We start from the raw sequence: 13,182 nt of genomic DNA, 5'->3' as shown, positions 1-13,182 counted from the left end.
TCATGAACGCGGTACCAGCACGAAGTCGGTGCCCTGCGTCACCAGGCCGGCGTTATCGCTCACCAGCAGAAGATGCTGCGGATCGATGAGGGTCATGCCTTCGAAGTTGTCCGGTCCGGCAGGAAGCACGGCCACGGTCTCTGTCGCGCACAACCCGTCGCTGCCGCAGGCACCGAGATCCAGCCGGCGGACGCTGGCCCCGAACACGTCCTTGGTGCCGGTCTTGTTGCGCTCAAGCACCAGCACGCTGCCGTCGGGGAGCAGGTCCAGGCCCTTGAGGCGGCTCTGCGGCGAGTGGCGCCGGAACGACCAGTCCCGTTGCTTGGCATACACCGTATGGCGGTCCTCGCTCTGCCCCAGCAGCGGCGATTCGGGCGCGGTCAACAAACCGTAGGCCGGATGCAGTGCCACGCTCTCCAGCCCACGCCCGCTCTTGCGGTAATGGCTCAAATCGTTGGCGGGCGAGGGCACGGCCACATCGCCCAGGAGGGCGCCGTTTGGGCGGAAACGGGCGATCCGGGGCAACTTGTCTTCCAGCGCCACCACCAGTTCAGTATCGCCTGCTACGCCATTGGCGGAGTTATTGACCGCCAGCCCTTCGGCATTGAACGCCTTGGGAGGTAAGCCGGATGTTGCATCGACCAACGCGGCGGCGTGGACCGGCTCGATGCGCGTGATCCTGTTGCCGTCCAGCACCAGGCGGAAGTGGAATACGTAGCCGTTGTCGGAGACCGCATACAGCAAATTCTCGTCTGCATCCCAAGCCAGGCCGGACAGTTCGGTGAGGTGGATGCCGTCTACCATGGTCGTCGGTGCCAGCGTAAATCGCTGCGGCTCTACGGAAGCACCGGATGACGGCTGCTCGGTATCGGTATGTGATGGAACCTTGTTCGCGGAGTTGACGTGTGCGTCCTGTGCGCACGTCGTCAACAGCCCGACGCCGACCAGGGCGGCGGTGAGCAATACATTGAAATGCATGGGAGTGTCCTCTCGACAAAGAGCCCGCACGGTGTGGGGCCGGCTTGTGCGTGACCTGGGTGCGTCAGGCAGTCGGGGCCTTGCAAGTGGGAACCGCGGCGAGCTTGCGCAGTGCGGGCAGTAATTTGTTGTACTTGGAGACTTTGCCCAGCGCGGCCAGGCTGACGCAGTACTTGGACGCGCTGTTGGTGGGGTGCTGGTGCAGGACGCGCAACACCTTGTCGGCAATGCCGTTGGCGTTACCCGACTTGGTTTCGACAATGACCAGGTCGTCGTCGATTTCGCAGCTGCCGTCGTTATCCATGAACACCATGCCGCGATCGATCGTCATGCGTTCACCACCATTCCTGGCAACCAGCGTGGTCCGGCGATAGCGCATCCAGCAGATGGGTTCCAGTACCTGAGTGAGCTCACGCGCATATAGCTCGCGATAGGCCGCGCGGATCTGTTCCTGTGCGCGCGCATCCAGCACGCCATATTGATCCAGCGAGCAGGCGATCCGGCGCTTCTCGGTCTGGCCGCGCTTGCCCTTGAGTTTTATTTCGGCAAAGCACAGCTGCGCGTCGACATAGTGGCGCATGCGAATCTTGCAGCGCTGGCGCCGTCCACGGTGGTGGTCGAAGTAACTGGTATGTTCCGGGTCGTCGAAATAGCAGGTGTCGTAGATGAAATCTCGCTTGCCGTCGATCTCCAGAATGTCGAACTTTCCGATCAGCTCGGCCCATGCGGGCGCTAGCCGATCTTTGTGAACCACGTACTTGTTGTCGCGTCGGATCAGCATCGATGCAGTGGCGTTGAGTCGTTCCAGGCCGATGGCGCGAAACTGCTGCTCTGGATTCAAATCGGGGGCATCAGCGGGCCTGTCGATGCGATCCGGTTGTGGGGTCATCTCCCTGATCGGTGGAAAGATGGACGCCCGTTCGGCGACGCGTTGGTGCGGAAACATGGGGTGAAAAGCGCAGGGGTTCATGTTCGTCTCCTCAGGGTTTGCGGTAGAAGATCCGCATGCTCACGGTGTCGTTGAGGTAATCGATGGCGCGGACCTCGTAAGACACAACATCTACGCCTAGCCGCTCGGCGATACTTGCGTTCATCGCCTTCGGGTCGGAGAGCGCGTGAATATGGATCTGATCAAAGGTGATCTTGATGTTCTCGACCGAACGAACGATTCGCGGGTGGTCGAAGACGTAAGCGCCCAGCAGAACCAGCACGACCGTGGCGGAGATGAGCGGCAACGTGGTGCCTTGCACCGAACAGATCACCGCCATCGCAACGCTGCCGAAAAAGTAGGTGATCTCGATCTTGGTGATCGGTTCCGAGCGCAGCGTAAAGAGCGCCAGGATGGCGAACAGGCCGAAGCCGGCCGCAACGCTGAACTGCACGCTCGAAAGAATCGTGAGCACCGCGAACACGAAGATATTGAACAGGGCTGCGGCGGTCACCAGCTCCTTGTCCTGATGGCGGCGGTAGTACATGCCGAAGATCAATGCTAGGACGGCGGCGAGGTCTATACCGAAACGCGCAAACAGTTCGAAGAACGGCGTATGGATCAATGCGGATGACAAGGCTCTACTCCGGGACGGGCGGAATGCCGCGTTTACCGTGTTCTAAGCAGAACGCGTGCCAACCTCGACAGCAGAACTGAATCGACGCTCGAATGTGTTGTTTATCAGGCGGATACGGCCGACGTTGGTTGTGCGACCAGTGCCGTCAGCACCGTCGGGCGTGGCTCCGGTATCTGGCAATTCCAGGATCTGGACTGGATTCTGGAATCCATACACACGCTACGGCTCGGATCGTGTCTGCGTTGGCGTTGGCGTGTGTACGGTGTTCGTACGGGTCGCATTGCGCGCCTTGAACTGCGCCTTCGGCTTCGCCGCCGATCGAGCATCGTCTCGTAGTGCGGTTACGCCGTAGCATGCGTGAGCTGAGCGGCGGCAGGGGTTCAGCCGTCAGAGCCGGCGATTGGTTGCCCCCGTAGCTACAACGTCAGGCGGTCGCTGCCCCATGGCGCTGCGGACGCGTTGCGAACGGACCGCGTGACTTGCCGATCCACGAGATGGGCTTTGCACAGCTTTCCGTGGCACGATCGCGCAGGTGCTGCCTACCGCATCGACGGACCGGCGCATGCATTGATTGATCGTGCGATCGATCTGGTGAGACCGTCCACCACGGGGCTCCCCTGTGGCTCGTGCGGCAACCCCCGCGCCGTCAGTTACGAATGCAAAAAAAACCGCGGCTGGGCCGCGGCGGTGTTTGCGATTCACTGGAGCGTTAAAGCACCCGGCGCGCCTGGATGAACTTCTCGCTCCAGTAGCCACTGGCCAGCGAATCGACGCGTACGTCCTTGCCGCGGCTGGGCGCGTGCAGGAACTTGCCGTCGCCAACCACCAGGCCGACATGATCGATGCGACCGCGCTTGCCAAAGAACACCAGGTCGCCGGCCTTCAACGCATTCGGGTCCTTGATCAGTTCTGCAGATTCATCGCGGGCGATGTCACGCGAAACGCGTGGCAGGTCGATGCCGAGCGCGGTCTTGAACACATAGCCGACCAAACCGCTGCAGTCGAAGCCTTCGGTGGACTCGCCGCCCCAGACATAAGGGGTGCCGAGCAGAGCCATGGCGCGTTGCAGGATTACCTGCACGCGGCTGTCTGCGACGGCGTTCTGCGCAGCATTGGCAGCGCTCTGCGATACATCGTAATTGGCAAGCAGGCGGCTGAGGTCGCCGGCGAACATCGCCGAGCGGTCCATCAGCGGAATGGCGTCATTGGCGGCCAGGTGCGGAAGCAGGGCGGCCAGTGTTGCAGTGGCAGCGGCGTCGGCGCGGCTGCGGGTAGCGGCTTTCTCTGCGGCGACGGCGCTCTCTGGCGTGGTCGTCTGCGGAGCGGATGAGGCGGGATTGGCGGTCTGCGCTAGAGCGGGCAGCGCTGCAATCCAGAGAGCGGTGGCGCATAGCAGGCGGAGCGGTTTCCGGAGCGGAAGCGGTGCGGCGCCAGTTTTGGTCTGTTCGTCGTTCGTCACGCGGGAATCACAATTCTGCTGTCGATGCGGGATGATGCCCTGGTGAACGAATCGTTACGTTCAAAATAAGTTAACTTTCCGTTTTGTTACTTGTGACGCACGTCACATTTCAACGCAAAACCCGCTTTGAACCTGAATAATGGTCACGCCAATAGGCGCCATCGAGGAAATCCAAACGGACTGTACCGCCGGTGGTCGGGGCATGCACAAAGCGGCCTTCACCGACGTAAATACCGACGTGGCTCACGCTTCCGCCAGATCCAAAAAAGACCAGGTCCCCCGTCGCAAGCTTCTCTGGCGGGATCCGCGGGCCCTGGATGGCGGCCAGGTCGCGTGAGGTGCGCGGCAACGACAGCGCCAGCACATCCTTGTAGACATAGGTGACCAGGCCACTGCAGTCGAAACCGGTCTCTGGCGTGTTGCCGCCGAACCGGTAGGGCGTGCCGACCAGGCCCAGGGCACGCATCAGGATGTTGTTGGCGGCGGCCGGGTGGGCTGGCGGCACCTGCGGCCACACGCGCGCCGCCGGTGGCGGGGCGGACGGGCGGCGCACCGGTGGCTTGGACGAACAGCCGCCCAGCAGGAGCAGGCCCAGCAGCAAACAGGCCGTCGCGCGGTGCGCGCGGACGGCGAAAACTGGCGTGATATGCATGGAGCCGGGATAATGGGCGGTTCGGAAGGTCGCCATGATGGCGGCGCACCCGGCGGCCGACAAGCCGTCCTCCATCCTCTGCCACCGGGCAGCCTCATTCAGAGCTACGCATGAAGATCGAAAAAGACAGCGTCGTCCGCTTCCACTACACCGTTTCGGAGATTGGCCAGGAGCCGATCGAGAGCTCCAAGGAGCGTGACCCGTTGGCGATCATGATCGGCCACGGCAACATCATCCCGGGCCTGGAAGCGGCCATGATGGACAAGGAAGCCGGCGAGAGCTTCGGCGTGGACGTCAAGGCCACCGAGGCCTACGGTGAATACCGCGAAGGCCTGAGCCAGCGCGTGCCCAAGAAGCACTTCGGCGCCACCAAGCTGGTCCCGGGCACCCAGGTGGTGCTGCAGACCAACTTCGGCCCGCGCGCAGTCACCGTCCAGAAGGTCGGCATGAGCGTGGTCGACGTCGACCTCAATCACCCGATGGCCGGCAAGGATCTGCACTTCGACGTGGAGATCATCGAGGTGCGCGAAGCCACCCAGGAAGAGCGCGATCACGGGCACGTGCACGGCGACGGCGGTCATCACCACTAAGTGCGGCGGTCAACACCGCTGCGCGGCCATCGTCCGGGATGCCCGGCCGTTGTCACCAGCGCGCGGCGCGTTTGCACGCGGAGGGTTGCGTGGCACCCGTAGCCGGTTGCTAATGACGCCCACCATGGTGCTGGCCGTAGCCATTGATAGCTCCATTCCTGACGGCCCGCCCCCTCGGCGGGCCGTCTGCTTTTTACGGTGCGTCCCCCTGCTTCCGGGTGCCTGAGCTGCGATGACACAACGCGATCTGCTGTTACCCATTGCTGCAACCGAGCGCATCGTCGTACTTGACGTCCTGCGGGGCGTTGCGTTGCTCGGCATCTTGCTGATGAACATCGAAGCTTTCGCCGGGCCGCTGGATCTGGCGCTGAGCGGCGTGGAGCCGCATTGGCAGGGTGCCGACCGGGTTGCCGATGCGTTGGTCTACATCTTTGTGCAGGGCAAGTTCTACACGCTGTTTTCGATGCTGTTCGGCATGGGGTTTGCGGTGATGGCCCAGCGCGCCGAACGCGCCGGGCGCGGGTTTTTCGGCATGTATCTGCGGCGCACGGCCGGCTTGCTGGTCATCGGTCTGGCGCATGCGCTGCTGTTGTGGTCGGGCGACATTCTGGTGACCTATGCACTGCTGGCGTTGCTGCTGCTTGGCGCTCGCAATGCGCCGACGGTGACGCTGCCATGGCTTGCCGCGCTGGTGTACCTCTGCGCGCCGGCGCTGGTGCTGCTGTACGGCGTCGCCGGTGCACTGATGCAGGCCGACCAGGCGTCTGCGGTGGAGTGGAAAACGGCCATGGCCGATGTCGCGCAGCAGGCTGTGGCCAATGTGCAGGCACAGCGCGTTGCGCTCGGGCACGGCACGTATCTGCAGGCGACTGTGCAGCGCTGGCACGATCTGCGCGAAGCAATGAGCGGGTTGAGCATCAACGGCCCGGCCATGCTCGGCATGTTCCTGCTGGGGAGCTGGTTCGTGCGCTTTGGCGCGATTGCCGCGCCAAAGCGCTTCCCGCGGTTGTTCCGAATGTTGCGCTACGGCGCCTTGCCGCTTGGGTTGGGCGTGATGTTGCTGAGCTATGCAATGGAACCGTGGATGGACCCGGCGCGGTTGAGCCTGCGCCTGTCCGGCGCATTCGCGATGGCGTTGATCGCCGGCCCGCTGATGAGCCTGGGCTACGTCGCGTGGGTGGTGCGCTTCGCGCCGCATCTTGCCTGGCTTGCGCCGGCTGGACGCATGGCGTTGAGCAACTACCTGCTGCAGTCACTGCTGTGTACCTGGATTTTCTATGGATACGGGCTGGGATATTTCGAGCAACTGCCGCGGGTGTGGCAACTGCCGTTCGCGGCAGGGCTGTTCGCCTTGCAGGTGGTGCTGAGCCAGCTATGGCTGCGCTGGTTCCGTTTCGGGCCGATTGAATGGCTGTGGCGCAGCGTGACCTATCTGCGTGTGCCGCCGATGTGGCGCGGCAACGCGCGTGCTGGATAGCACGCGATGGCCGCCGTGCGCGAAGACGTGGTGGTGATCGGTGCGGGCGCGATCGGATTGGCCACCGCGCTGGCATTGGTGGAGGCGGGCCGTCAGGTACGCGTGCTCGATGCCGGCGCGATTGGCGCGGCAACCTCGCATGGCAACTGCGGCACCATCACGCCAAGTCATGCGCCACCGCTGGCGGCACCCGGCATGATCACCCAGGCGCTGAAGTGGATGCTGACCCCGGATGCGCCGCTGTATATCCCGCCGCGTCTTGATCCTGGGTTGTGGCGCTGGTTGCTGCGGTTTGCCCAGCGCTGCAATGCGCGCGATTGGCAGGCCAGCGCGCAGGCGCGTGCGGCGTTGCTGCACGACGCGCGTGCTCGGTTGGATGACTGGGTCGCACGCTATGCATTGGACTGCGAGTACCGCAACGATGGGCTGGATTATGTATTTGGCGACGCACGTCGCTTTGCGCAGTATCGCGACGAATGTGCGGTGCTGGCGCAGTGGGGGATCCAGGCGCGCGTGATCGAAGCGGACGACTACCTGCGGCAGGATCCGGCGTTTCGCACTGGGATTGCCGGCGCGATCCATTTTCCTGGCGATGCGCATCTGCGCCCGGAGCGCTACACCGCAGAGCTGGCCAGGGTGTTGCGCAGCCACGGTGCGACGATCGATGAACATTGCCGCGTGGAAGGCGTGCTGCCCGATGCATCCGGTGTACGCGTACAGACCGAACACGGTGCGCTGCAGGCGCGCGAGGCGGTCATCGCTACCGGGCCGTGGTCGCCGCTATTGGCTGCGCAGCTGGGCGTGCGCCTGCCGGTGCAGGCCGGCAAGGGCTATTCGATCACCTATAGCGCTCCCTCGCTAATGCCGCGTCGCCCGGTGGTGTTGAAGGATCGCTGGGTATTTGTCGTGCCATGGCGTGACCGGCTGCGGATCGGCAGCACGATGGAATTTTCCGGTCGCAACACGCAGCTCACGCCTACTCGCCTGGCAGCGCTGGAACGTGCGGCGGCCCAATACCTGCACGCGCCGTGCGGACCTGCAGTGATCGAGCGCTGGTACGGATGGCGGCCGATGACCTGGGACGATGTGCCGGTGTTGGGTGCGGCGCCGGCATGTCCTCACGTCTGGCTCGCAGCGGGGCATGGCATGCTCGGCATCAGCATGAGCACTGCAAGCGGAAAATTGATGGCCGACCTGATCACGGGCCGCGCACCTGCGCTGGACCCGCATCCTTACCGGGCGGAGCGATTCGCATGAGTGCGCGCTACGACTACGACGTGGTGATCCTCGGAGGCGGTTCCGGCGGACTGGCGGCCGGATTTCGGGCGGCAAAACATGGCGCACGCGTGGCGATCATGGAGCCCAATGAGTTGGGCGGCACCTGCGTCAATCTTGGTTGCGTGCCGAAAAAGGCGATGTGGCTGGCGGCCGATCTGGCCGGCAAGATCGAGCTGGCTAGTGCGCTGGGGTTCAAGGTGCCGCGACCGACGCTGGAATGGCAGGAACTGGTAACCCATCGGCAAGGCTATATCGCCAACATCCACGCCAGTTATCGGCGTCGACTCGATGAAGATGGCGTGGTGCTCATTCCGCAACGCGGCGTGTTACAGGACCGCCATACGATCATGGGCAGCGATGGGGTTGCGGTGACGGCCGAGCACATCGTGATTGCAACCGGTGCGCATCCCTTGCGTCCAAGTGTGGAGGGCGCCGAACATGGCGAAGTCTCCGACGACTTCTTCAATCTCTGTCATGCGCCTGCGCACGTGGCGATCGTTGGCGGTGGCTACATTGCGGTGGAAATCGCCGGGCTGCTGCAAGCGTTGGGCAGCCGCGTGCATCTGTACGTGCAGGGCGACCGGTTGCTGGAACGCTTCGATGCGGAACTGACGCTGCAACTGGCCGATAACCTGCGCCATCTCGGCGTGCGCCTGCATTTCGGTTTCACCACCACCGGCCTTGAGCGCGATGCGCAGGGCGGGCTGCGGGTGCATGGCCATCCGGCGCACCCGCGCGAGCAGGGTAACGACGTGTTCGACAAGGTGTTCTTCGCCGTCGGTCGGCGGGCCAACACTGCAGGCCTGGGGCTGGACTCTGTGGGGGTAGCGCTGGGCGAAAAGGGCGAGGTGGTGGTGGACGACGGTCAGACCACCACGGTGCCCAATATCCATGCGATCGGCGATGTCGGCGGCAAGGTCGGACTGACACCGGTGGCAATCGTGGCCGGACGCAAGTTGATGGACCGGCTGTTCGGCAATCAACCGGAGGCACGCATGGACTACGAAGGTGTGCCGAGCGTGGTGTTCTCGCACCCGCCGCTGGGCCATGTCGGGCTCACCGAAGAACAGGCGCGCGCGCGCTACGACGGCGCGGTACGTGTGTATCGCAGTAACTTCCGGCCAATGCTGCATGCCCTGGCCGACGCACCACAACGTAGCCTGTTCAAGCTGGTCTGCGTGGGTGACGAAGAGCGCGTGGTCGGCTTGCATTTGCTTGGCGAAAGTGCGGACGAAATGCTGCAAGGCTTTGCCGTGGCAGTGAAGATGGGCGCCACCAAGCGCGACTTCGACGAGACGGTAGCGATCCATCCGACGTCGTCGGAAGAGATCGTTTTGATGCATTGATGGATCGGTTAGGGGCTTTTGACTCTTGCCGTCGAGGCAGCATTCGTTGACGCGCTTGATCGCAGAAGCCCCGTGGCCCGGTCGGCATTGAGTCGCGTCAGCTGGCATGCTTGCCTGATGTCCAAGCCTCGTCAGCCAGCGCTGAGTCCACTTGCATCTGCCAAGTCGGCCGCGACTCCTGCTTCAAAGCCGGCCGCGCCTTCAGGCGAGCAGGTGCGGCTGCGCATTCTTGACGTCATCCGCGCCATTCCTGCCGGACGGGTCGCCGGCTACGGCGAGGTCGCCGCGCGTGCCGGGTTGCCTGGCCGTGCACGCATGGTGGCGCGTGTGCTCAGTGGCAACGACGACCCTGATCTGCCCTGGCATCGCGTCCTCCGCAGCGATGGCCGCATTGCCTTGCCGCCCGGGTCATCGGGCTATGACGAGCAATGCCAACGCCTGCGTGCCGAAGGGGTGCCGGTGGTGCAAGGGCGGGTCCGCCGCGCCACGGCTGCGCAGCGTTTGGATGCGGCCGTGTGGGGTCCTTCATAACGCTGCCGTTATCATCGACCGCATTCAAAAGGATGCCGCCATGCCTCAATTGCCGCCCGTCACCAAAGCACTGTTGATCGCCAATATCGGGTTGTTCCTGCTGCAATGGGCTTTGGGCGATCTGGGGGCGGGGGTGTTGCCATCCGACTCCACCTTGTCATGGCTCATGCTGTGGCCGATATCGAATGGCTTCGATGCGTTCTCGCCGGGCGCCAGCTTCATGCCGTGGCAGTTGCTGACTTATGCGTTTTTGCATGGTGGTTTCAATCATCTGTTCTTCAACATGCTGGCGCTTTTCATGTTCGGCGCGCCGCTGGAGCAGACCTGGGGTCAGAAGCGTTTTCTGACCTACTACCTGGTGTGCGTGGCCGGCGCCGGTCTCTGCCAGCTGCTGATGGCCTGGTTTACCCACAGTGGTGCACCGGTGGTGGGCGCTTCCGGCGGCGTGTTCGGGCTGTTGTTGGCCTACGGGATGCTGTTTCCGAATCAGCGCGTGATGCTGCTGTTCCCGCCAATCCCGATGAAGGCGCGGACGTTTGTAATTGTGTTCGGCGCCATCGAATTGTTTCTCGGTGCGACCGGTTGGCAGCCGGGCGTTGCGCACTTCGCCCATCTGGGCGGCATGCTGTTCGGCTGGTTGATGATCCGCTACTGGCGCGGCCAGTCGCCGTTTGGCGGCAGCGGTGGCCGTAAGGGTGGCGGCGGAAAAGGGCGCAAGCCGCCGCTGCGCGTGGTGCGTTGAGTCAAGGTGACGGTTTGCCGGGTCGGCATGATCCGTAGGAGCTGGGCTGGCTACGATTGAGCTTGCCGGTAACGCCGCGTCGCGGCCGGGTCCGCTCCTGCCGGGGCAAGGCGGAAGACGGTACATCGTCGGAACAGGCATGGCACTGGAGCATCTAGCGACCAGCGGATAGGGCAGCGCGCCGGCTGCAATGCGGACCCAAGGAGAGGTCCGGCCCGGCAGAAATCGGATCTAGCGGAAAGCGAATGGAGCTCACAGCGGATCAGGCGAAGGACAGATCAGGCAGATCAGGCAGATCAGGCAGATCAGGCAGATCAGGCAGATCAGGCAGATCAGGCAGTTTCCGCCACGAGTGCCAACAAAAAAAGAGCGCGGAATCCGCGCTCTTTTTATTGCCTATCGTCTCAGAGCTCAGCGCCAGATCTTGATCTGGTCTGCCTCCACGCGTTGCATCGGCTGGCCGGCCTTGCAGCTGAAGGCTGCACCGAATTCCGGCAGGTTGGACAGCGGGCCGTTGGTGCGCCACTGGCCGGGTGCGCGGATGTCGGCGCTGGCGCGCTGCACCGCTTCGTTCGGCGACAACTGCTGTGCCCACAGGCCGGCCCAGGCCGTGAAGAAGGCCTGCTTGTCGGCCTCGGTGGCCGCAGGTTGCGCCTTGCTGAAGGCCTGCCATGCCAGTTCGATGCCGGCCAGGTCGGCCAGGTTTTCTTCGGCGGTCTGCGCGCCGTTGACCTTGACGTTGGGCACGCCCGGATACGGGTAAGCCGCGAACTGGTTGGCCACCTTGCCGGTCAGCTGAGTCCAGCTGCTCTTCTCGGCAGGCGTCCACCAGCTGCGCAGCTCGCCCTTGGCGTCGACCAGCGAACCCTTGGCATCGATCGCGCGGGTGAGCTCGTGCGCCACCAGCGCACCATAGGCGCCGTACTGGGCCGCTGCGGTGCTGCCGGTGGTCAGCACCGGTGCCTGCAACACGGCAGCGGTGACGATCAGGCGGTTCTGTGCGATGTCATAGGCCACCGCCGGCTGCTGCGGCAGCACGTCCCAGCGACGGTCGGCGTTGCCCTTGCCGATGCGCTTCATTTCCTCGCGGTGACGCCAGGTCGAGGCGATCAGCATGTTGCCGCCGAAGCTGCCGCGGCCCATCGGCTGCACGGTGTAGTCCAGATCGCGTCGCGGTGCGCCGACTTCGATCTTCATCGCGGTCAGCTTGGCCTTGGCTTCGGCAACTGCCTCGCCATTGCCCCAGCCGGTACGCTCCAGCGCGGCCAGCTGCGCATCGCGGACCTGGTCGGCGATGGCCTCGGCCTGGCGGCGGGTATCGCTACTCAGGTAGCGCGCGACGTATTCGCGACCCAGCATCGGGCCAGCGGCCACGTTGATGGCGTCCAGCACCTGCTGCCAGCGCTGCGGCGGCAAAGCATCGCCGCGCAGCAGACGGCCGCGGAACTGGTACTCGGCATCGTGGAAACTCTTGGACAGGTACGGCGCCATCGCATCGCCCACGCGCCAGCGCAGATAGGCCTTCCACTGGTCCGGCTTGATGCTGACGATCATGCTGTCGAGCTGCTTGAACATCGCCGGGTCGGCCATCGACACTAGGTCGTCTTTGACGCCTTGTGCTTCCAGGAAGTCGGCCAGGCGCAGGTTCTTGTACTGCTTGGTCAGGTCCTTGGTGGCGATCGGGGCGTAGTTATTGAACGGGTTATTGATGCCCTGCACCGACTGCGCGCTGCGCGCAAGTGCGGTTTCGATCTGCAGCACGGAGGCGGCATCGGCGTCGAGCTTGTCGGCCGGGGTACCGGTCAGCGCCAGGATCTGCTTGACGTAGGCGCGGTAGCGGCCCATCAGCGCCTGGGTGTCGGCGTCGGTGCGGGTGTAGAAGGCCGGGTCCGGCAAACCCATGCCGCCCTGCATGAAGTAGCCGATGTGGCGGTCCAGCGCCTTCAGGTCTACGTCCGGGCCGAAGTTGAAGCCGACCGGGATACCGACCTGATGCAGCGCGGCGATCGAAGCGGGCACATCCTTGGCCTTCTTGATCGCGTCGATGCGCGACAGCAGGGGAGCGATCGGATTGGAGCCGTCCTTTTCGACGGCGGCTTCGTCCAGGCCGCTGGCCCAGAAGTCGCCGAGCAGCTTCTGCACGTTGCCCTGCGGGGCCTTCATTGACGCGTCCAGCAGCTCGCGCTGCTGCTGCAGGGCGCGCTCGGACAACTGACCCAGCGCGGTGACAGCGCCTGCCTGCGGGACCGGGTTGGCCTTGAGCCAACCGGCGTTGGCGTAGTCGTAGAAATCGGTGCAGGCCGCAGACACGGCCGGCGCCTTGGGGGCTGCCTTCTTCTTGCGAGCGGCGTCGGCGTCGGGAGCGGACAGCAGCGTGATCAGGCTGAAGCCAAGAGCGAGGGCAAGCGGGCGAATGGTGGGCATCGAGAAGAAGAGTGGCCAGAGTAAAGTCGGCGGAGTTTAGCAAGGCTGCGCGCTGCGCAGGCAGGCGCCCGCCGCCGTTCGTCATCGGCACCAGCCGTTTGCATGAACGTGACAGGCCCGCGTGTGCGGGCCTGTACGGT

At 64.0% G+C, this 13,182-nt stretch carries 12 protein-coding genes; 6 read left to right on the top strand and 6 right to left on the bottom strand.

Annotated elements, in window-relative coordinates:
- The 5 genes from BJD12_RS04680 to BJD12_RS04660 form a co-directional block, all read right to left on the bottom strand.
- Positions 1-978, bottom strand: a complete 978-nt coding sequence (locus BJD12_RS04680; protein WP_005994292.1) for an esterase-like activity of phytase family protein — start codon at positions 976-978, stop codon at positions 1-3.
- A gap of 64 nt (positions 979-1,042) precedes the next feature.
- Positions 1,043-1,867 carry a polyphosphate polymerase domain-containing protein gene (locus BJD12_RS04675; protein WP_050812882.1) on the bottom strand — a complete coding sequence of 275 codons (825 nt, stop codon included), beginning with the start codon at positions 1,865-1,867 and terminating at the stop codon, positions 1,043-1,045.
- A 91-nt stretch (positions 1,868-1,958) separates the two neighbouring features.
- A complete protein-coding gene (locus BJD12_RS04670; RefSeq protein ID WP_042828224.1) occupies positions 1,959-2,543 on the bottom strand; it encodes a DUF4956 domain-containing protein in 585 nt (194 codons plus the stop codon).
- Between the two features lie 709 nt (positions 2,544-3,252).
- Complete coding sequence (locus tag BJD12_RS04665; protein WP_005994289.1) at positions 3,253-4,002, bottom strand: C40 family peptidase; 750 nt, start codon at positions 4,000-4,002, stop codon at positions 3,253-3,255.
- Between the two features lie 109 nt (positions 4,003-4,111).
- Positions 4,112-4,654, bottom strand: a complete 543-nt coding sequence (locus BJD12_RS04660; protein ID WP_039422249.1) for a C40 family peptidase — start codon at positions 4,652-4,654, stop codon at positions 4,112-4,114.
- A 110-nt stretch (positions 4,655-4,764) separates the two neighbouring features.
- Between BJD12_RS04660 and BJD12_RS04655 the strand changes: the two genes are divergently transcribed.
- The 6 genes from BJD12_RS04655 (at position 4,765) to BJD12_RS04630 (ending at position 10,618) form a co-directional block, all read left to right on the top strand.
- Positions 4,765-5,244: an FKBP-type peptidyl-prolyl cis-trans isomerase gene (locus BJD12_RS04655; protein ID WP_005994287.1), complete on the top strand. Its 480-nt coding sequence runs from the start codon at positions 4,765-4,767 to the stop codon at positions 5,242-5,244.
- A gap of 232 nt (positions 5,245-5,476) precedes the next feature.
- Positions 5,477-6,721: a DUF418 domain-containing protein gene (locus BJD12_RS04650; protein ID WP_005994286.1), complete on the top strand. Its 1,245-nt coding sequence runs from the start codon at positions 5,477-5,479 to the stop codon at positions 6,719-6,721.
- A gap of 6 nt (positions 6,722-6,727) precedes the next feature.
- Complete coding sequence (locus BJD12_RS04645) at positions 6,728-7,978, top strand: NAD(P)/FAD-dependent oxidoreductase (RefSeq protein ID WP_005994285.1); 1,251 nt, start codon at positions 6,728-6,730, stop codon at positions 7,976-7,978.
- The gene (gene gorA / locus BJD12_RS04640) at positions 7,975-9,345 is read left to right on the top strand and encodes a glutathione-disulfide reductase (protein ID WP_005994283.1); all 1,371 of its coding nucleotides are present in this window, start codon (positions 7,975-7,977) and stop codon (positions 9,343-9,345) included. The genes BJD12_RS04645 and gorA overlap by 4 nt, the downstream gene beginning before the upstream one ends.
- Before the next feature lie 117 nt (positions 9,346-9,462).
- A complete protein-coding gene (locus tag BJD12_RS04635) occupies positions 9,463-9,876 on the top strand; it encodes an MGMT family protein (protein WP_039422191.1) in 414 nt (137 codons plus the stop codon).
- A gap of 40 nt (positions 9,877-9,916) precedes the next feature.
- A complete protein-coding gene (locus tag BJD12_RS04630; RefSeq protein WP_039422194.1) occupies positions 9,917-10,618 on the top strand; it encodes a rhomboid family intramembrane serine protease in 702 nt (233 codons plus the stop codon).
- A gap of 411 nt (positions 10,619-11,029) precedes the next feature.
- Here the strand turns inward: BJD12_RS04630 and BJD12_RS04625 are convergent, their stop codons facing one another.
- Positions 11,030-13,042, bottom strand: a complete 2,013-nt coding sequence (locus BJD12_RS04625) for a M13 family metallopeptidase (RefSeq protein ID WP_005994277.1) — start codon at positions 13,040-13,042, stop codon at positions 11,030-11,032.
- Positions 13,043-13,182: the final 140 nt, after the last annotated feature.

The organism is Xanthomonas vesicatoria ATCC 35937 (assembly GCF_001908725.1).
In the GTDB taxonomy this organism is placed as follows: Bacteria; Pseudomonadota; Gammaproteobacteria; order Xanthomonadales; family Xanthomonadaceae; genus Xanthomonas; species Xanthomonas vesicatoria.
The sequence above is the reverse complement of the archived record's forward strand: the minus strand, read 5'-3'. Positions and strand labels throughout refer to the sequence as shown.

Excerpts from the sequence above, each read along its gene's own strand:
- BJD12_RS04645 (WP_005994285.1), top strand. The coding sequence starts at position 6,728 with ATGGCCGCCGTGCGCGAAGACGTGGTGGTGATCGGTGCGGGCGCGATC.
- BJD12_RS04635 (WP_039422191.1), top strand. The coding sequence starts at position 9,463 with ATGTCCAAGCCTCGTCAGCCAGCGCTGAGTCCACTTGCATCTGCCAAG.
- BJD12_RS04655 (WP_005994287.1), top strand. The coding sequence starts at position 4,765 with ATGAAGATCGAAAAAGACAGCGTCGTCCGCTTCCACTACACCGTTTCG.
- BJD12_RS04630 (WP_039422194.1), top strand. The coding sequence starts at position 9,917 with ATGCCTCAATTGCCGCCCGTCACCAAAGCACTGTTGATCGCCAATATC.
- BJD12_RS04650 (WP_005994286.1), top strand. The coding sequence starts at position 5,477 with ATGACACAACGCGATCTGCTGTTACCCATTGCTGCAACCGAGCGCATC.
- BJD12_RS04675 (WP_050812882.1), bottom strand. The coding sequence starts at position 1,867 with ATGACCCCACAACCGGATCGCATCGACAGGCCCGCTGATGCCCCCGAT.
- BJD12_RS04680 (WP_005994292.1), bottom strand. The coding sequence starts at position 978 with ATGCATTTCAATGTATTGCTCACCGCCGCCCTGGTCGGCGTCGGGCTG.
- BJD12_RS04625 (WP_005994277.1), bottom strand. The coding sequence starts at position 13,042 with ATGCCCACCATTCGCCCGCTTGCCCTCGCTCTTGGCTTCAGCCTGATC.
- BJD12_RS04660 (WP_039422249.1), bottom strand. The coding sequence starts at position 4,654 with ATGCATATCACGCCAGTTTTCGCCGTCCGCGCGCACCGCGCGACGGCC.
- gorA (WP_005994283.1), top strand. The coding sequence starts at position 7,975 with ATGAGTGCGCGCTACGACTACGACGTGGTGATCCTCGGAGGCGGTTCC.